Origin of the sequence: Enterobacter cloacae (genome assembly GCF_013375935.1) — a bacterium.
GTDB lineage: Bacteria > Pseudomonadota > Gammaproteobacteria > Enterobacterales > Enterobacteriaceae > Enterobacter > Enterobacter pasteurii.
This window is the reverse complement of sequence record NZ_CP056117.1, coordinates 4,084,539-4,099,703: the sequence shown is the minus strand read 5'-3', so window position 1 is coordinate 4,099,703 and position 15,165 is coordinate 4,084,539. Positions and strand designations below refer to the sequence as shown.

Here is a 15,165-nt window from a genome sequence, read left to right as displayed (position 1 = left end):
GGTGCTTTGCATTGAAATGGTGCAGCCGGGCGGGGCGAAAATGGAGAATATTTTCGCCCCGCCCGCGTTTTATCAGGCTTTAACAGAAAATTTCCCGCTTCGCCTTATCTGGCACATAAGTTGCAAAATCATATTCAAAGAATCTTTTGTTTCACGCTAACGTTACGGGGAAGCACCATGAAAAAACTGTTAATTGCACTGGCCGGGGCCGCATGCCTCTTCGCACAACTGCCCGCGAAGGCTGACCAGCTTCAGGATATCGAGAAGCGCGGCACGCTTCGCGTTGCCGTTCCGCAGGACTTCCCGCCGTTTGGCTCGGTCGGGACCGATCTTCAGCCGCAGGGCTACGATATCGACATGGCGCGCTATCTCGCCAGAGAGATGAAGCTCAGGCTTCAGCTCGTGCCGGTAACCAGCGCCAACCGCGTGCCGTATCTGCAAACCGACAAGGTGGATCTGGTCATTTCCAGCCTCGGGAAAAACCCGGAACGCGAAAAGGTGATCGATTTCAGCCGCGCCTACGCGCCGTTCTTCCTCGGGGTGTTTGGCCCGCAAGGGGCCGAGCTGAAGGATGCCGCCGCGCTGAGCGGAAAAAGCATCGGCGTGACGCGCGGGGCGGTGGAGGACATGGTGCTCACCAGCCTCGCGCCGAAGGACGCCAGCGTGAAGCGCTACGAAGACAACAACACCACGCTCTCCGCTTACCTCTCCGGCCAGGTGCAGTACGTGGCGACAGGCAACCTCGTGGTAGCGGCCATTTCGCGCCAGAACGCGGCTAAAGCCCCGGTGCCGAGCTTTATGCTGAAAGACTCGCCGTGCTTTATTGGCCTGAAGAAGAACGAAGCGGCGCTGAAAGCCAGAGTAGATGCGCTGATTGAGCAGGGCATTAAAAACGGCACCCTGAACGGCCTGTCTGAACAGTGGCTGAAGGCCCCGCTGCCGGCAAGCTTCGGCGTATAAGGCTATGGCTGAGCAACTCGACTTTTCGGCGCTCTGGCCCTACTGGCCGGAGCTGCTGGCGGGGCTGTGGATCACCATTCAGTTGACGGTGATGGCGACCATCGGCGGGCTGGCGACAGGGATTTTTGGCGCGGCGATCCGCAGCGGACGCCCGACGTGGTACAGCCGGATCTGGGGCGCGTACGTGGAAATCATCCGCAACACGCCGTTCGTGGTGCAGCTGTTTTTCATCGTCTTCGGCCTGCCGAATCTGGGTCTGAAGATGACGGCGGGGGAGGCGGCGCTGCTGGCAATGGTAGTAAACCTTGGCGCGTACAGCACCGAGATTATTCGCGCAGGCATTCAGGTGACGCCCAAAGGGCAGTGGGAAGCCGGACGCGTGCTGGGGCTGACCCGCCTGCAGACCTTTATTCGCGTGGTGCTGCCGCCCGCGCTGCAGCGCATTTACCCGGCGCTGGTGAGCCAGTGCATTATCGTGATGCTCGGCTCGTCGGTGGTGTCGCAGGTCTCGTATGAAGAGCTGACCTTTGCCGCCAACCTGATCCAGTCCAGAACGTTTTTGAGCTTTGAGGTCTATCTGGTGACAACCGGCATTTACCTGGCGCTGTCGATTACCCTGCGCCAGCTGATGATGGCAGCGGGACGCAAATGGCTGGGGGTGCAGGCATGATGACCACCTTTACCGACTGGGACATTATTCGCAACCTGCTGCTGGCCGGACGCTGGACGGTGCTGCTGTCGCTGGTGGCGTTTTTCGGCGGCGCGGCGGTGACGCTGCCGCTCCTGCTGCTGCGCCTGTCGGGCGGCAGCACGGTGAAGCGCATCATCCGCGGCTATATTGAGCTGTTTCAGGGCACGCCGCTGCTGATGCAGCTGTTCCTGGCCTTCTTCGGCGTGGCGCTGTTCGGCATTGACGTCTCGCCGTGGACGGCCGCCTCGCTGGCCCTCACGTTCTACACCAGCGCGTTTCTGCTCGATATCTGGTTTGGCAGCATTCGCGCCCTGCCGAAGGGGCAGTGGGAAGCCTCGCGCTGTCTGGGGCTGACCTTCGGCCAGACGCTGTTTCGCGTGGTGGCGCCGCAGGCGCTGCGCATCGCCATCGCGCCAACCGTGGGTTTCGCCGTGCAGGTGATCAAGGGCACCGCGCTGGCGTCGATTATCGGCTTTATCGAGCTGACCAAGGCCGGCACCATGCTGACCAACGTAACCTACCAGCCGTTCAAGGTCTTTGCGCTGGTGGCGCTGGGCTACTTTATTCTGTGCTATCCGCTGTCCCGCTACAGCCGCTATCTGGAGACGAAATTCAATGCCTCTCATCACCATTAATCAGGTGCAGAAGTACTACGGCGACAACCACGTGCTCAAGGGCGTCGATCTGGATATCGACATGGGCCAGGTGATCTCCATTATCGGGCGCAGCGGTTCCGGCAAAAGCACGCTGCTGCGCTGCATCAACGGCCTTGAAGGGTATCAGGACGGCAGCATCAAGCTGGGCGGCATGACCATTACCGACCGGGACTCCCAGGCGCGCGAAATCAGCCGCTCGGTCGGGATGGTGTTCCAGAGCTTCAACCTGTTCCCGCACATGACGGCGCTGGAGAACGTGATGCTCGCCCCGCGGCGTGTGCTGAAGAAAAGCGCCGCCGACTGCCGGGCGCTGGCGCAGCAGATGCTGGAGAAGGTCGGGCTGGGCGATCGCCTGGATTACTACCCGTCGAGCCTCTCCGGCGGCCAGCAGCAGCGGGTGGCGATTGCCCGCGCGCTGGCGATGTCGCCAAAAGTCTTACTCTGTGACGAGATCACCTCCGCGCTGGATCCGGAACTGGTGGGTGAAGTGCTTAAGGTGCTGGAGCAGCTGGCGGCCGAGGGGATGACTCTGATCCTCGTGACGCACGAAATGAATTTTGCCCGCGAAGTGGGCGACCGCGTGGTGTTTATGCACCAGGGGAAAGTGTGGGAGCAGGGCGACAGCAAAACGCTGTTCGCCAACCCGCAGACCACCGAACTGAAGCAGTTCATCTCCTCGGTTCGCGGCCTCAACTGATAAGGACTTAACCATGGATATCGCACGTTTTCCGCAAATCAACCCGCCGCAGCGCCTGCTGATGGGGCCGGGGCCGATCAACGCCGACCCGCGCGTGCTGCGCGCCATGTCGAGCCAGCTGATAGGCCAGTACGATCCGGCCATGACCCACTACATGAACGAGGTGATGGCGCTCTATCGCGGCGTGTTCCGCACCGACAACCGCTGGACGATGCTGGTGGACGGCACCTCCCGCGCGGGGATTGAAGCGATTCTGGTTTCCGCCATTCGCCCGGGCGATAAGGTGCTGGTGCCGGTGTTTGGCCGCTTCGGTCATCTGCTGTGCGAGATTGCCCGCCGCTGCCGGGCGGAGGTGCATACCATCGAGGTGCCGTGGGGGGAAGTGTTTACCCCGGACCAGGTGGAGGATGCCATTAAACGCATTCGTCCGCGCCTGCTGCTGACCGTGCAGGGCGACACCTCCACCACCATGCTGCAGCCGCTCGCGGAGCTTGGTGATATCTGCCGCCGCTACGACGTGCTGCTTTACACCGATGCCACCGCGTCGCTCGGCGGGAACGCGCTGGAGACCGACGCCTGGGGGCTGGATGCCGTCTCCGCTGGCATGCAGAAATGCCTTGGCGGTCCGTCCGGCACGTCGCCGATCACGCTGAGCCCGCGGATGGAGGAGGCGATCCGCCGGCGCAGGCGCGTCGAGGAGGGCATTCGTACCGACGCCCACCGCGACGGCGACGAGGAGATGATCTACTCCAACTACTTCGATCTCGGTATGGTGATGGACTACTGGGGGCCGGAGCGGCTGAACCACCACACGGAGGCTACCACCGCGCTGTTCGGCGCCCGGGAATGCGCGCGTCTGATCCTCCAGGAAGGGCTGGATAACGGCATCGCGCGCCATAAGCTGCACGGCGACGCGCTGCTGAAGGGCATTCAGGCGATGGGGCTGGAAACCTTCGGCGACCTGAAGCACAGGATGAACAACGTGCTGGGCGTGGTTATCCCGCAGGGGGTTAACGGCGACCAGGTGCGCAAGCTGATGCTGGAGGATTTCGGGATTGAAATCGGCACCTCCTTCGGGCCGCTGCACGGCAGGGTGTGGCGCATTGGCACCATGGGCTATAACGCGCGCAAGGACTGCGTGATGACCACCCTGAGCGCGCTGGAGTCGGTGCTGAACTACCTGAAGTTCACCACCACGCAGGGTGCCGCCATGCAGGCCGCGTGGGACCACTATCGCCGCGAGACGCCGCAATGAGCCCGGCGGCAGAACGGGTGATGGCCCGCGCCGACGCGCTGGCCGCCATCAGCGAAACCCCGGATGCGCTCACAAGGGTGTATCTTTCGGCGCAGCATCTGCAGGCCAACCAGCTGGTGGGGCAGTGGATGAGCCAGGCGGGCATGACCGTCTGGCAGGACAGCGTGGGCAATATCTGCGGTCGCTATGAAGGCCGGCAGGAAGGGGCGCAGGCGGTGCTGCTCGGCTCGCATCTGGACACGGTTCGCAACGCCGGGCGCTACGACGGCATGCTTGGGGTGCTTACCGCCATTGAGGTGGTGGACGGCCTGCACCAGCAGGGGATCCGCCTGGCACAGGCGATCGAGATCGTGGGTTTTTGCGACGAAGAGGGCACCCGCTTCGGCATCACGCTGCTGGGCAGCCGCGGCCTGACGGGCACCTGGCCGCCGGGCTGGCTGGAAGCGCGCGACGCCAGCGGGATCAGCGTGGCGCAGGCGATGGTGCAGGCGGGGCTGGATCCTGCCCGCGTATCGCATGCCGCGCGCGATCGGGAGGATTTCAGCGCCTGCCTGGAGCTGCATATCGAACAGGGCCCGTGCCTTGAACAGTAGGGGCTGGCGTTGGGGGTGGTGGAAGCCATTAACGGCGCGCGTCGTCTGAACTGCCGCTTTACCGGCGAGGCCGGACACGCCGGCACCGTGCCGATGACGCACCGTAAGGATGCGCTGGCCGCCGCCGCCGAGTGGACAGGGGTGATTGAAAAAACCACCCACAGCCACGGTGGCAATCTGGTGGCAACGGTCGGGACGCTGCGCTGCCTGCCGGGAGCGGTGAACGTGATCCCCGGTGAGGTTGAACTCTCGCTGGATATTCGCGGTCCGCAGGATGCGCCGCTTGACGCGCTGCTTACTGAACTGCTGGCGCAGGCGCGCGCGATAGCCGCACGTCGCGGTCTGGACTTCGGCGCCGAGGAGTTTTACCGCATCGCCGCCACGCCGTGCGACGCGGGGCTACAAACCGCGTTGGGGAGGGCCGTCGAATCGGTGCAGGGGCGCTCGTTATCCCTTCCCAGCGGCGCAGGGCATGACGCGATAGCGCTGGCGGAGCGCTGGCCGGTGGGCATGCTGTTCGTGCGCTGCAGGGGCGGCGTCAGCCACCATCCGGCAGAGTCGGTGATGGCTGAGGATGTCGCGCTGGCAATCGAGGCGTTTGCGCTGGCGGTGGGGCAACTGGCGAACCGCGTTACTCCAGCCCCAGCGTATACTGCGCGATCTTAAAGTAGATAATCAGCCCGGTGCCGTCGATCAGCGTTGCAATAAACGGCGCGGAGACTACCGCCGGGTCGATCTTGCAGCGTTTTAACACCATCGGGATCACCGACGACACAATCGCGCTCCAGAGCGTAATACACACCAGCGTCAGGCTGACGATCAGCGTGATTTCCATCCCGATGCCCATCATCCAGGCGCGGACGCAGCCCGCCAGGCCCAGCGTGGCGGCAATCATCAGCGAGGTGCTCATCTCTTTACGCAGCACGCGGCCAACGTCGCGCAGGTGGACTTCACCCAGCGCCATGGCGCGCACCAGCGTGGAGGTGATCTGGGTGCCGCTGTTCCCGCCGGTGCCAATCAGCAAGGGTATAAAGAACGCCAGCGCGATGGCGGATTCCAGCGCCTCTTCAAAATGCTGGATCACCGAGCTGGTGTACGCTTCCGCGACAAACAGCAGCAGCAGCCAGACGGAGCGTTTCTTCCACAGGCTGAAGGCGCTGGTCTCCAGATAGGGCTTCTCCAGCGGCAGCGTTGCCCCCTGAAGCTGAGCGTCTTCTGTGACGTCATCCTCCAGCAGATGGGCGATTTCGCGTTCCGTAAGACAGCCCACCAGCTTGCCGTGGGTTACCACCGGCACCACATCCGCACCCGCGTGCGCCAGCACCCCGGCGACGTCTGCCCGTTCGTCTTCCGGTTTGAGCTGAATAAACTCCGATATCATCAGCCCCTTAACCGGCTGCACGGTATCCGTGGCCTGCAATAATTTGCGTACGGCAATTAAACCGGCGAGGCGGCCATTATCTTCGATAAAAATATGCGACGGAATATCATCGTCCTTTAATTTTTCGAAAAACTGCTCGCGCGCTAACGCCACGCATAATGAAATATCGATAACAATAAAATCGGTATTCATATATTGCGCAATTGCGCTGTCGTTAAAAGCCAGGTTTTGGTTGTGAATAGCGTAAGACATAATACATTCCCTTTGAATAATAACATCTCTCAGGGGCGAGCAAGACAGGGCATGTCGAAGAGGAGATCCCCACGTCCTGGGTTCAGCACTGTACACCGTATCCCGTAAGGGAAGTTATACTGACAAAGCCTTGATTCGACAGTGCCTGTTTTACCCTGTGCCGGTTCTCTCGAACCCACCAGAGCGATAACGTGTATTTGTACAGGAGCCTCGCCATAACGAGATCGTTGTAAAACGTGACGAATAATACGCATATTTAAAATGGCTGCTGAAGAATTTTAATAATGTTTAAGAATCGTTTAAATGAATAATATCCAAAAGACGTTGAGGCTTTATTTAACTTTTTTCATTTCTAATGGGGAATTAAATGGTTGACGAGGAGAGTAAAATGGCATGGCTGGACACACTGCTTATTCATTTTGCGCACTATCCGGCGCAGCTGTTCGCGCTGCTCGTCGTGATGGCGTTGAGTAAATCAACGGTGCTGATCTCCTCGGTGCTGCCGCCCGCGTCGGTGATGCTGCTGGCGGGGATAGCCGTTAGCCAGTCGAGCCTGCCCCCCGGGCTGGCGTGGCTTGCCGTGGTGATGGGGGCCACCGCGGGATCGGTGCTGAATTACCATATCGGCCAGCTGATGGGGCATACGCCCTTGGTCGCGCGCTTTACCGCCAGGCATGCCGATAAATTTCTGCGCGTGCAGCACCGGTTACGGAAAAACGGCGTGCTGGTGCTCTTTACGTCGCGCTTTCTGGCGGTGCTGCGCTATATCGTACCGCTGGCGGCGGGCATGCTGAGAATGAGCGCGGTGAAGGTTTACACCGTCAGCCTGCTTTCTGCCTGCGTGTGGGCGGCGCTGTATGTCGGCGTGGTGACCGGCATCAGCGCCTTTTGACCTACAGACTTCCCATTCCGCCGTCCACCAGCAGTTCGGTGCCTACGGTGTAGCTTGACTCATCGGACGCCAGATAGAGCGCCGCCTTCGCCAGCTCCGTGGTGGTACCCATTCTGCCCAGCGGAACCAGTTTAATGATTTCCCCGACCATTGCGTTGAGCGTCTCTTCACTTAAGCCCGTCTTCGTAAACGCCGGGGTTTCCACCGGGCCAGGGCTCAGGCCGTTCACGCGGATCCCGCGCGGCAGCAGTTCCGCCGACAGCGTACGCGCCAGCGACAGCAGGGCGGCCTTGCTCGCGGCATAGACGCTGCTGGAAGGGAGGCCGATGCGCGCGCTTACGGAGCCGCACAAAATCACCGAAGACGGGTTACTGAGCAGCGGGAGCAGCGCCTGAATCAAAAAGAACGGTCCCTTCAGGTTAATGCCCATCAGCCGATCCCAGGCCTCCTCCTGCCAGGCTTCCAGCGGCGCGTGCGTCACGTCACCGGCGTTAATAAACACCGCATCCAGCCGCGGCCAGCGGGCGGCAATCGTCTCCGCCAGCGCTTTTTGCGCCGCAGCGTCACCCGCATCGGCCGGGATCACCCAGGCGTTATCGCCCAGGATGCGCTCTGCCTCGGCGAGGGTTTCCGGGTTGCGCCCGGTAACGGCAACCCGCGCCCCTTCGGCAATAAACGCCTGCGCGGTGGCGAGACCGATACCGCTGGTCCCGCCGGTAATCAGCGTATATTTATCTGCTAAACGACCCATTTTCTTCTCCTGAAATGTCTCTGGAGAAAGCACTATAGAAACGTTAGTATCGAAAGGAAACCAGGTACCAATTGGATACTAAAGAGGCAAAAGGTGTGATATGGCTGAAATGCTGAATGCGTGTTGTGAAAAAAAATCGGCGGTGCATGCCTGTCCGATGACGCAGTTTGTAAACCTGATTTCCGGTAAATGGGCAATCCCGATCCTCTACCGTCTGATTGTGATCAATTCCCCCGTACGTTTTGGCGATCTGCTGCGTGCGGCGGCCCCCATCACCCAAAAAGAGCTGACGAAACAGCTGCGCCTGTTTGAGCAGCGCGGGCTGGTAACGCGGACGGTCTACCCGGAAATCCCGCCGCGCGTGGAGTATCAAATCACCGGGCTGGGGCTAACCCTGCAAAATGCCCTCTCCCCGCTGGCCGACTGGGTGGAACAATACGGCGATCGTCTCGGCAGGTAATCATCAGTTTGAGAAATGCTTCCCGAAAAAACCGTCACGGATCTGTCACACTCCGCGTAACAATAAAAACGTGTGAGGAAATAGGGATGAGAAGAGCACTACTTGCTGTCGCCGTGGCGGGCACGCTTTCCATAACGACGGGCGCACAGGCCCAGGAGACGCCTGAGGGATATCAGCTACAGCAGGTGCTGATAATGAGCCGTCACAACCTGCGCGCGCCGCTCGCCAACAACGGCAGCGTGCTGGAACAGTCCACGCCGAAGCAGTGGCCGGAGTGGGACGTCCCTGGCGGCCAGCTGACCACCAAGGGTGGCGTGCTGGAAGTGTATATGGGCCACTACATGCGCGAGTGGCTGGCAGAGCAGGGGATGGTGAAGACGGGAGAATGTCCGCCAGCGGACACCGTTTATGCCTACGCCAACAGCCTGCAGCGCACCGTGGCGACCGCGCAGTTCTTTATCGCCGGCGCGTTCCCGGGGTGCGATGTTCCCGTACATCATCAGGAAAAGATGGGCACCATGGATCCTACCTTCAATCCGGTCATTACCGACGATTCCCCCGCGTTTCGCGAGAAGGCGCTGAAGGCGATGGAGACGGAGCGGCAGAAAATGCAGCTTGATGAAAGCTACAGGCTGCTGGAACAGCTGACGAACTACAGCGACTCGCCGTCCTGCAGGGAGAAAAAAGTCTGCTCCCTGACGGAGGCGAAAGATACCTTCAGCGCCGACTACCAAAAAGAGCCGGGCGTGTCCGGGCCGCTGAAGGTAGGTAACTCGCTGGTGGACGCCTTCACCCTGCAATATTACGAAGGTTTCCCGGCAGATCGGGTGGCCTGGGGCGAGATCAAAACCGATCAGCAGTGGCGCGTGCTGTCGAAGCTGAAAAATGGCTATCAGGACTCGCTCTTTACCTCGACGGACGTCGCGCAAAACGTCGCTAAACCACTGGTGAAGTACATCGATAATGCGCTGGTGACCGGACAGGCAAAAGCGCCAAAAATTACCCTGCTGGTGGGGCATGACTCCAATATCGCCTCGCTGCTGACGGCGCTGGATTTTAAACCGTATCAGCTGCACGACCAGCAGGAGCGGACGCCGATCGGCGGCAAAATTGTCTTCCAGCGCTGGCATGATAAAAACAGCAGTCGGGAGCTCATGAAAATTGAGTATGTCTACCAGAGTTCAGCCCAGCTGCGGAACGCCAGCGTGCTGTCGCTGCAATCCCCCGCGCAGCGCGTAACGCTGGAGCTTAAGGGTTGCCCGGTGGATGCGAACGGCTTCTGCCCGATCGATAAATTCAATGCGGTAATGAACAGCGCGGCGAAATAGAAGAAAACCCCCCGCCGGAGCGGGGGGGAACGTTCAGACGTTTTTACGTTCGATGGTTTGCTCACCCCAGAAGAGCGAGTCTTTGTCCGTTTTCTCGAAGGCGCGAACCAGCACTTCATCACTGCCTTCTTCCCAAATCTTCTCCGCCAGCTTTTCGTCATAGTTGGCGACTTCAAAGATAGCTTCGGCAATCTCCGGAGAGGTGTTGCGTAAACTTGCCCATTCACCCACGTGGTGAGCCTTGGATTCTTGCGTTGGCATACTTGTCCTCCTGTTGGGTTAGCCGTTCAGTTTTTTAGCGAGACCCGCGACGTATTCACCCTGATAGCGGGCGATCGTGAGTTCTTCATTGCTCGGCTGACGTGAACCGTCGCCGCCGGCAATCGTTGTGGCACCGTACGGCGTTCCGCCACGTACCTGTGAAATATCGAACAGTTCCTGCGCGCCGTAACCAATGGGCACAATCACCATCCCATGATGTGCAAGGGTAGTCCAGGTTGAGGTAATCGTCTGCTCCTGGCCGCCGCCGGTGCCGGTCGAGCTGAATACGCTGGCAAGCTTGCCGTATAGCGCGCCCGAGGCCCAGAGCCCGCCGGTTTGATCGAGGAAGGTGCGCATCTGGCCAGACATATTGCCGAAGCGGGTAGGGGTGCCAAAAATAATGGCATCGTATTCCGCCAGCTCCTGCGGGGTCGCCACCGGGGCATTTTGCGTCTTCCCGCCGGCCTTGGCGAAGGCTTCCGCCTGCATGGTTTCCGGTACGCGTTTTACCACAACCTCAACGCCGTCTACTCTGTTTGCGCCTTCTGCTACCGCGTGAGCCATGGTTTCAATGTGTCCATACATGGAATAATAGAGCACCAGAACTTTTGCCATTTTGCATCACTCCTCGTTGGTTTTTCTTACAGCGAATCGCTGCGTTACTTTAAAGATATGACATCACGGCGAGACTGCAAAAATGAACGGCATTTATTTGATATATAACAATATCTTTTCCTGAGGCTGGCTGTAGCAAAATGAAACAACTTTGGCTGGGGAGATTTTTCAAAAGATAAGAAAGGCTTATGAATAAGCGGCGCGATATCTCATACGAAAGGCTGAGATCATGTTGCAGAATATTACCTCTCGCTTGCCGGATGGCCGCATTACACTAAGCTTAACTTCACGCGGCACAGATAAAGGCACTGTCCTTGAGCCGCGAGGTGAAAGAATCCTCTTTTACTGAATGCAATATGATGTCTAATGTTTCACACTCTGGAGGTTCGAGATGGCAAACCATCGTGGTGGTTCAGGTAATTTCGCTGAAGACCGTGAAAGAGCATCAGAAGCAGGTCGTAAAGGTGGCCAGTCCAGCGGGGGTAACTTTAAAAATGACCCTCAGCGCGCGTCAGAGGCTGGTAAAAAAGGGGGTAAAAATAGCCACGGCAGCAGCAACAAGTAGTACGCCGGGTTGACTCCCTGCCGCCGGGTTTCCCGGCGGTTTTTTTATGCCTGCTACATTGAACTGTCGTCTGATGCATCGCACACTACAGGTTTGATTCTTAGCGTCGGTGCCCCATGTCCGCTTCTCGTTTTACCTTCTCCATTAAGCCTCAGGAAGCCATTCTTATTCTGATCACCATGTTCTGGGGCGGAACGTTTCTCGCTGTTCAGTGCGCGGTCACGATGAGCGATCCGTTTTTCTTTGTCGGGCTGCGCTTCGCAACGGCGGCGATTGCCGTGGCGCTTATATCCCTTAAAACCCTGCGCGGGCTGACCCTCCGTGAGCTTAAGGCGGGTGTCGCCATTGGTGTGGCAATCGCCATGGGCTACAGCCTGCAAACGTGGGGGCTCCAGTCTATCTCCAGCAGTAAATCGGCCTTCATCACCGCCATGTACGTGCCGCTGGTGCCGCTGCTGCAGTGGCTGTGCTTGGGCAGAATACCGGGCCTGATGTCGTGCATCGGCATCGTGCTGGCGTTTATCGGTCTGCTCCTGCTAGCCGGGCCGGAAAATAACCTGCTGGCGCTGGGGCCGGGCGAGATCATCACCCTGGTGGGCGCCGTTGCCATTGCGGCGGAAATCATTCTGATTAGCGCCTGGGCGGGAAAGGTGGACGTCAAGCGCGTCACGGTCGTGCAGCTTGCCACCGCATCGCTGGTGGCGTTCGCGACGATGGTGCCGGCAGGGGAGTCCGTCCCGCCGATGTCCACCGGGCTTATCGTGGTGGCGCTGGGGCTGGGCATTTTCAGCGCCATCATTCAGGTCACCATGAACTGGGCGCAGCGCAGCGTATCTCCGACCCGCGCGACGGTCATTTATACCGGAGAGCCGGTATGGGCCGGTATTTTCGGACGTATCGCCGGCGAGCGTCTGCCGCTGCTGGCGCTGTTAGGCGGGGCGTTTATTATTGCCGGGGTGCTGGTTAGCGAGCTCAAACTCAAAAAGCGTAGGACTGAAGCCAGCGATTTGACCGTGGAGTAAGGTTTTGATTGAAAAAAAGCGCGGCTTTACCTACGATATGTACGGATGAATACCGTACACGATGAAAGACATCATGCCAGCACTTAAAAAACAGCGTATCGATCTTCGCTTAACGGACGAAGACAAAACTATGATTGAAGAAGCGGCGGCGATGACCAATCAAACGATCACCCAGTTTATGGTGAACAGCGCGTCGGAGCGCGCTGCAGAAGTCATCGAACAGCATCGGCGTCTCGTATTAAACGAAGCATCATGGAATGCGGTGATGGATGCCATCGACAATCCGCCAGAGCCAAATGAACGGCTGAAGCGAGCGGCAGAACGTCTTCGTAACATGGAGTGAAGCGTGGTGGTCAATCTCACGATCGAAATGCTGTCAGAGGGAACCGATTATAATTTCGAGGATTTCGATTGTGGTGAACCCTCGCTCAACACCTTTCTTAAAGAACATCTGGTGCGTCAGCATAACGGACGTATTTTACGAGGCTACCTGCTTAAAGAACGCCACCGTCCACACGTCCTGGGCTATTACACGTTATCCGGAAGCTGCTTTGAAAAAACGATGCTTCCGTCCAGCACTCAGCAGCGTCGCATCCCTTACAGCAACGTACCTAGCGTGACGCTGGGACGTCTCGCCATACATAAAGCACTCCAGGGAAACGAGTGGGGAACAACCCTTGTTGCACACGCTATGCGAGTGGTGTATCTGGCATCGCAGGCCGTGGGTGTACACGGAATATTTGTGGATGCCCTGAATGAACAGGCGCAAAGGTTTTATCTGAAGCAGGGTTTTATCCCGCTGAAGGGAGAAAACAGCAACGCTCTGTTCTTTCCCACAAAATCTATCGAACGATTATTTGAGCAAGAATGATCGCGTTACCTTCTGCTGAACTTACGTAACGGACTGGTCGGGTAAGGCATAGCCGTTACCCGACACAGAATGTCACGGCTCCTGACGCACAACCTTACCCTGCGGCACGGCCACGTCGCGTCGGCTAAGCAGGGCGTTAAGCAGGATCGCGCCGAAGGTCGCCGTGCCGATCCCGCCAACCGTAAACCCGCCCAGCGTCAGGGCGAAATCACCCGCCCCCAGCACCAGCGTCACCGCCACCATGATGAGGTTACCGTTCTGACTCAGATCGACGTGGTTCTGCACCCAGATACGCGCCCCGGCGACGGCAATCAGGCCAAATACCACAATCGATGCGCCGCCAATCACCGGGGAGGGGATGGTATGGATAAGCGCGCCGAATTTTGGTGAAAAGCCGAGCAGCACCGCGATGGCTGCCGCCGCCACGAAGACCAGCGTGGAGTAGACTTTGGTCACTGCCATAACGCCGATATTTTCCGCGTAGGTGGTGACGCCGCTCCCGCCGACCGAGCCGGAAAGCATGGTCGCCAGCCCGTCACCGACGAACGCGCGCCCCATGTACGGATCCATATTGCGCCCGGTCATCCCCGCAACCGCCTTCAGGTGGCCCAGGTTCTCAGCGACCAGAATGACCGCCACGGGCGCGATCAGCATCATCGCCTGGGCGTTAAAGGTGGGGGACGTTATCTGCGGCAGGCCGAACCAGGCCGCCTGATGCAGCAGGGTAAAATCTACCGGTTTGCCCAGACCCAGACCATTCGCCAGCAGAGCATAAGCCAGGCAGGCAACAATCAGCCCGATCAGGATCAGCAGCCGCTGGATCATCCCGCGGGTAAAGACCGCGACCACGCCGATGCACAGCACGGTAATTACCGCCATCCAGCTCTCAAACGGCGAGCCGGAAACGCTTTTCACCGCAATCGGCGCGAGGTTAAGGCCAATCGCCATCACCACCGCGCCGGTCACGACGGGGGGCATCATCCGCTCTATCCAGCGCGTACCAATCTTCATCACCACCAGACCGATCAGGGTATAGACCAGCCCGCAGGCGATGATGCCGCCGAGGGCGACGCTCAGGTTGGGGTTGATCCCCTGGCCGTTAAACCCGGTGGTGGCGATCACCACGCCAACAAACGCCGCGCTGGATCCAAGGTAGCTGGGCACGCGCCCGCCGGTGACAAAAAAGAACAGCAGGGTACCGATACCCGACATCAAAATGGAGAGGTTAGGATCCAGCCCCATCAGCATGGGCATCAGCACCGTAGCGCCAAACATCGCAACCGCGTGCTGAACGCCCATCACCATCGTCTGCCCGAGCGGGAGCCTTTCATCCGGCGCGACCACGCCTGCTTCAGTGGAGGTCGATTTCAACTGCCAGTGGGGAAATCCGAACATGTTCTGCCTCCTTAAGGCGGGTTAACAGGCGGGGCGCATAAGGGCGTGGTAGCCGCGGTCAAACCACACCAGCCCCTGCGGGGCGGGGTGGCGAACGATTGATGCAATGTCGCAAAACAGAATGTCGTGGGTGCCCACGCTGACCACCTGGCTGATGCGGCAGTCAAACGAGGCGAGTGCATTCTCCAGACGCGGGCAGCCGGTATCTCCCGTCTGCCAGCGGGCGGCGGCAAACCGATCCTCCATCGGCGTTTTACCGCCAAACAGGTTGGAGAGCGGCTCCTGCCCTGCGCTCAGCGTGTTAACGCACAGGGTGCGGTTTTCGCTAAAGGTGGGCCAGACGGACGCGCCGCGGTTCAGGCACACCAGCAGGGTGGGCGGTGAATCGGTGACGCTGCACACCGCGCTGGCGGTAAAGCCCGCCCTGCCCGCCGGGCCGTCGGTGGTGATGATATTAACCGCGGCGCCCACGCAGGCCATCGCGTCGCGAAAGGTTTGCTTATCAGGTGTCATCATAGTT

Annotated in this window: 18 protein-coding genes, 1 pseudogene and 1 riboswitch; of the genes and pseudogenes, 13 read left to right on the top strand and 6 right to left on the bottom strand. The window is 59.4% G+C overall.

All coding sequences use genetic code 11. The features are described from left to right. Positions 1-177: 177 nt before the first annotated feature. From HWQ14_RS19330 to hpxK, 6 genes and pseudogenes are all read left to right on the top strand, one after another. Entirely contained in the window at positions 178-960 is a 783-nt protein-coding gene (locus tag HWQ14_RS19330) for a transporter substrate-binding domain-containing protein (RefSeq protein WP_176610682.1), read from the top strand. A 4-nt stretch (positions 961-964) separates the two neighbouring features. Then, positions 965-1,630, top strand: a complete 666-nt coding sequence (locus HWQ14_RS19325; protein ID WP_176610681.1) for an amino acid ABC transporter permease — start codon at positions 965-967, stop codon at positions 1,628-1,630. Then, a complete protein-coding gene (locus tag HWQ14_RS19320; RefSeq protein WP_176611232.1) occupies positions 1,630-2,286 on the top strand; it encodes an amino acid ABC transporter permease in 657 nt (218 codons plus the stop codon). The genes HWQ14_RS19325 and HWQ14_RS19320 overlap by 1 nt, the downstream gene beginning before the upstream one ends. Beyond that, a complete protein-coding gene (locus HWQ14_RS19315) occupies positions 2,267-3,004 on the top strand; it encodes an amino acid ABC transporter ATP-binding protein (RefSeq protein ID WP_148420907.1) in 738 nt (245 codons plus the stop codon). The genes HWQ14_RS19320 and HWQ14_RS19315 overlap by 20 nt, the downstream gene beginning before the upstream one ends. A gap of 13 nt (positions 3,005-3,017) precedes the next feature. Beyond that, positions 3,018-4,259 carry a pyridoxal-phosphate-dependent aminotransferase family protein gene (locus HWQ14_RS19310; protein WP_176610680.1) on the top strand — a complete coding sequence of 414 codons (1,242 nt, stop codon included), beginning with the start codon at positions 3,018-3,020 and terminating at the stop codon, positions 4,257-4,259. Then, positions 4,256-5,518, top strand: a pseudogene (gene hpxK, locus HWQ14_RS19305) (allantoate amidohydrolase). Before HWQ14_RS19310 ends, hpxK begins: the two are co-directional and overlap by 4 nt. Here hpxK and HWQ14_RS19300 read toward each other — a convergent pair. Then, positions 5,484-6,485 carry a magnesium transporter gene (locus tag HWQ14_RS19300; RefSeq protein ID WP_176610679.1) on the bottom strand — a complete coding sequence of 334 codons (1,002 nt, stop codon included), beginning with the start codon at positions 6,483-6,485 and terminating at the stop codon, positions 5,484-5,486. The pseudogene hpxK and the gene HWQ14_RS19300 sit on opposite strands and share 35 nt — an antisense overlap. 60 nt (positions 6,486-6,545) lie before the next feature. After that, a riboswitch (M-box (ykoK) riboswitch) is annotated at positions 6,546-6,715 on the bottom strand. 158 nt (positions 6,716-6,873) lie between these two features. Here HWQ14_RS19300 and HWQ14_RS19295 point away from each other — a divergent pair. Further along, the gene (locus HWQ14_RS19295; RefSeq protein ID WP_176610678.1) at positions 6,874-7,377 is read left to right on the top strand and encodes a DedA family protein; all 504 of its coding nucleotides are present in this window, start codon (positions 6,874-6,876) and stop codon (positions 7,375-7,377) included. 1 nt (position 7,378) lies between these two features. Here the strand turns inward: HWQ14_RS19295 and HWQ14_RS19290 are convergent, their stop codons facing one another. Further along, on the bottom strand, positions 7,379-8,128 hold the full coding sequence (locus HWQ14_RS19290; protein ID WP_176610677.1) for an SDR family oxidoreductase: 750 nt from the start codon (positions 8,126-8,128) through the stop codon (positions 7,379-7,381). A 100-nt stretch (positions 8,129-8,228) separates the two neighbouring features. Here HWQ14_RS19290 and HWQ14_RS19285 point away from each other — a divergent pair, with 100 nt between their 5' ends. Both HWQ14_RS19285 and agp read left to right on the top strand, forming a co-directional pair. Beyond that, a complete protein-coding gene (locus tag HWQ14_RS19285) occupies positions 8,229-8,588 on the top strand; it encodes a winged helix-turn-helix transcriptional regulator (RefSeq protein ID WP_176610676.1) in 360 nt (119 codons plus the stop codon). A gap of 86 nt (positions 8,589-8,674) precedes the next feature. After that, complete coding sequence (agp, locus tag HWQ14_RS19280; protein ID WP_176610675.1) at positions 8,675-9,916, top strand: bifunctional glucose-1-phosphatase/inositol phosphatase; 1,242 nt, start codon at positions 8,675-8,677, stop codon at positions 9,914-9,916. Positions 9,917-9,949: 33 nt separating this feature from the next. Here the strand turns inward: agp and HWQ14_RS19275 are convergent, their stop codons facing one another. Together HWQ14_RS19275 and wrbA are read right to left on the bottom strand one after the other, a co-directional pair. Beyond that, positions 9,950-10,177, bottom strand: a complete 228-nt coding sequence (locus HWQ14_RS19275) for a YccJ family protein (RefSeq protein ID WP_148420895.1) — start codon at positions 10,175-10,177, stop codon at positions 9,950-9,952. Between the two features lie 18 nt (positions 10,178-10,195). Next, on the bottom strand, positions 10,196-10,792 hold the full coding sequence (gene wrbA, locus HWQ14_RS19270; protein ID WP_176610674.1) for an NAD(P)H:quinone oxidoreductase: 597 nt from the start codon (positions 10,790-10,792) through the stop codon (positions 10,196-10,198). Positions 10,793-11,183: 391 nt separating this feature from the next. Here wrbA and HWQ14_RS19265 point away from each other — a divergent pair, with 391 nt between their 5' ends. From HWQ14_RS19265 to HWQ14_RS19250, 4 genes are all read left to right on the top strand, one after another. Continuing rightward, positions 11,184-11,357, top strand: a complete 174-nt coding sequence (locus HWQ14_RS19265; RefSeq protein WP_032639520.1) for a general stress protein — start codon at positions 11,184-11,186, stop codon at positions 11,355-11,357. Positions 11,358-11,473: 116 nt separating this feature from the next. Further along, positions 11,474-12,379 carry a DMT family transporter gene (locus HWQ14_RS19260; RefSeq protein ID WP_176610673.1) on the top strand — a complete coding sequence of 302 codons (906 nt, stop codon included), beginning with the start codon at positions 11,474-11,476 and terminating at the stop codon, positions 12,377-12,379. A 73-nt stretch (positions 12,380-12,452) separates the two neighbouring features. Next, complete coding sequence (locus tag HWQ14_RS19255) at positions 12,453-12,722, top strand: DUF1778 domain-containing protein (RefSeq protein WP_148421116.1); 270 nt, start codon at positions 12,453-12,455, stop codon at positions 12,720-12,722. Between the two features lie 3 nt (positions 12,723-12,725). Then, positions 12,726-13,250 carry a GNAT family N-acetyltransferase gene (locus HWQ14_RS19250; RefSeq protein WP_176610672.1) on the top strand — a complete coding sequence of 175 codons (525 nt, stop codon included), beginning with the start codon at positions 12,726-12,728 and terminating at the stop codon, positions 13,248-13,250. Between the two features lie 72 nt (positions 13,251-13,322). Here the strand turns inward: HWQ14_RS19250 and rutG are convergent, their stop codons facing one another. Both rutG and rutF read right to left on the bottom strand, forming a co-directional pair. Beyond that, positions 13,323-14,645 (bottom strand): pyrimidine utilization transport protein G, encoded by a 1,323-nt coding sequence (rutG, locus tag HWQ14_RS19245; RefSeq protein ID WP_176610671.1) that lies wholly within the window; start codon positions 14,643-14,645, stop codon positions 13,323-13,325. Between the two features lie 21 nt (positions 14,646-14,666). After that, entirely contained in the window at positions 14,667-15,161 is a 495-nt protein-coding gene (gene rutF, locus HWQ14_RS19240; RefSeq protein WP_176610670.1) for an NADH-dependent FMN reductase RutF, read from the bottom strand. Between the last annotated feature and the right edge of the window lie 4 nt (positions 15,162-15,165).

Bases quoted from the DNA above. Each gene is read 5' to 3' on its own strand.
- HWQ14_RS19330 (WP_176610682.1), top strand. From the start codon at position 178: ATGAAAAAACTGTTAATTGCACTGGCCGGGGCCGCATGCCTCTTCGCA.
- HWQ14_RS19325 (WP_176610681.1), top strand. From the start codon at position 965: ATGGCTGAGCAACTCGACTTTTCGGCGCTCTGGCCCTACTGGCCGGAG.
- HWQ14_RS19320 (WP_176611232.1), top strand. From the start codon at position 1,630: ATGACCACCTTTACCGACTGGGACATTATTCGCAACCTGCTGCTGGCC.
- HWQ14_RS19315 (WP_148420907.1), top strand. From the start codon at position 2,267: ATGCCTCTCATCACCATTAATCAGGTGCAGAAGTACTACGGCGACAAC.
- HWQ14_RS19310 (WP_176610680.1), top strand. From the start codon at position 3,018: ATGGATATCGCACGTTTTCCGCAAATCAACCCGCCGCAGCGCCTGCTG.
- HWQ14_RS19300 (WP_176610679.1), bottom strand. From the start codon at position 6,485: ATGTCTTACGCTATTCACAACCAAAACCTGGCTTTTAACGACAGCGCA.
- HWQ14_RS19295 (WP_176610678.1), top strand. From the start codon at position 6,874: ATGGCATGGCTGGACACACTGCTTATTCATTTTGCGCACTATCCGGCG.
- HWQ14_RS19290 (WP_176610677.1), bottom strand. From the start codon at position 8,128: ATGGGTCGTTTAGCAGATAAATATACGCTGATTACCGGCGGGACCAGC.
- HWQ14_RS19285 (WP_176610676.1), top strand. From the start codon at position 8,229: ATGGCTGAAATGCTGAATGCGTGTTGTGAAAAAAAATCGGCGGTGCAT.
- agp (WP_176610675.1), top strand. From the start codon at position 8,675: ATGAGAAGAGCACTACTTGCTGTCGCCGTGGCGGGCACGCTTTCCATA.
- HWQ14_RS19275 (WP_148420895.1), bottom strand. From the start codon at position 10,177: ATGCCAACGCAAGAATCCAAGGCTCACCACGTGGGTGAATGGGCAAGT.
- wrbA (WP_176610674.1), bottom strand. From the start codon at position 10,792: ATGGCAAAAGTTCTGGTGCTCTATTATTCCATGTATGGACACATTGAA.
- HWQ14_RS19265 (WP_032639520.1), top strand. From the start codon at position 11,184: ATGGCAAACCATCGTGGTGGTTCAGGTAATTTCGCTGAAGACCGTGAA.
- HWQ14_RS19260 (WP_176610673.1), top strand. From the start codon at position 11,474: ATGTCCGCTTCTCGTTTTACCTTCTCCATTAAGCCTCAGGAAGCCATT.
- HWQ14_RS19255 (WP_148421116.1), top strand. From the start codon at position 12,453: ATGCCAGCACTTAAAAAACAGCGTATCGATCTTCGCTTAACGGACGAA.
- rutG (WP_176610671.1), bottom strand. From the start codon at position 14,645: ATGTTCGGATTTCCCCACTGGCAGTTGAAATCGACCTCCACTGAAGCA.
- rutF (WP_176610670.1), bottom strand. From the start codon at position 15,161: ATGATGACACCTGATAAGCAAACCTTTCGCGACGCGATGGCCTGCGTG.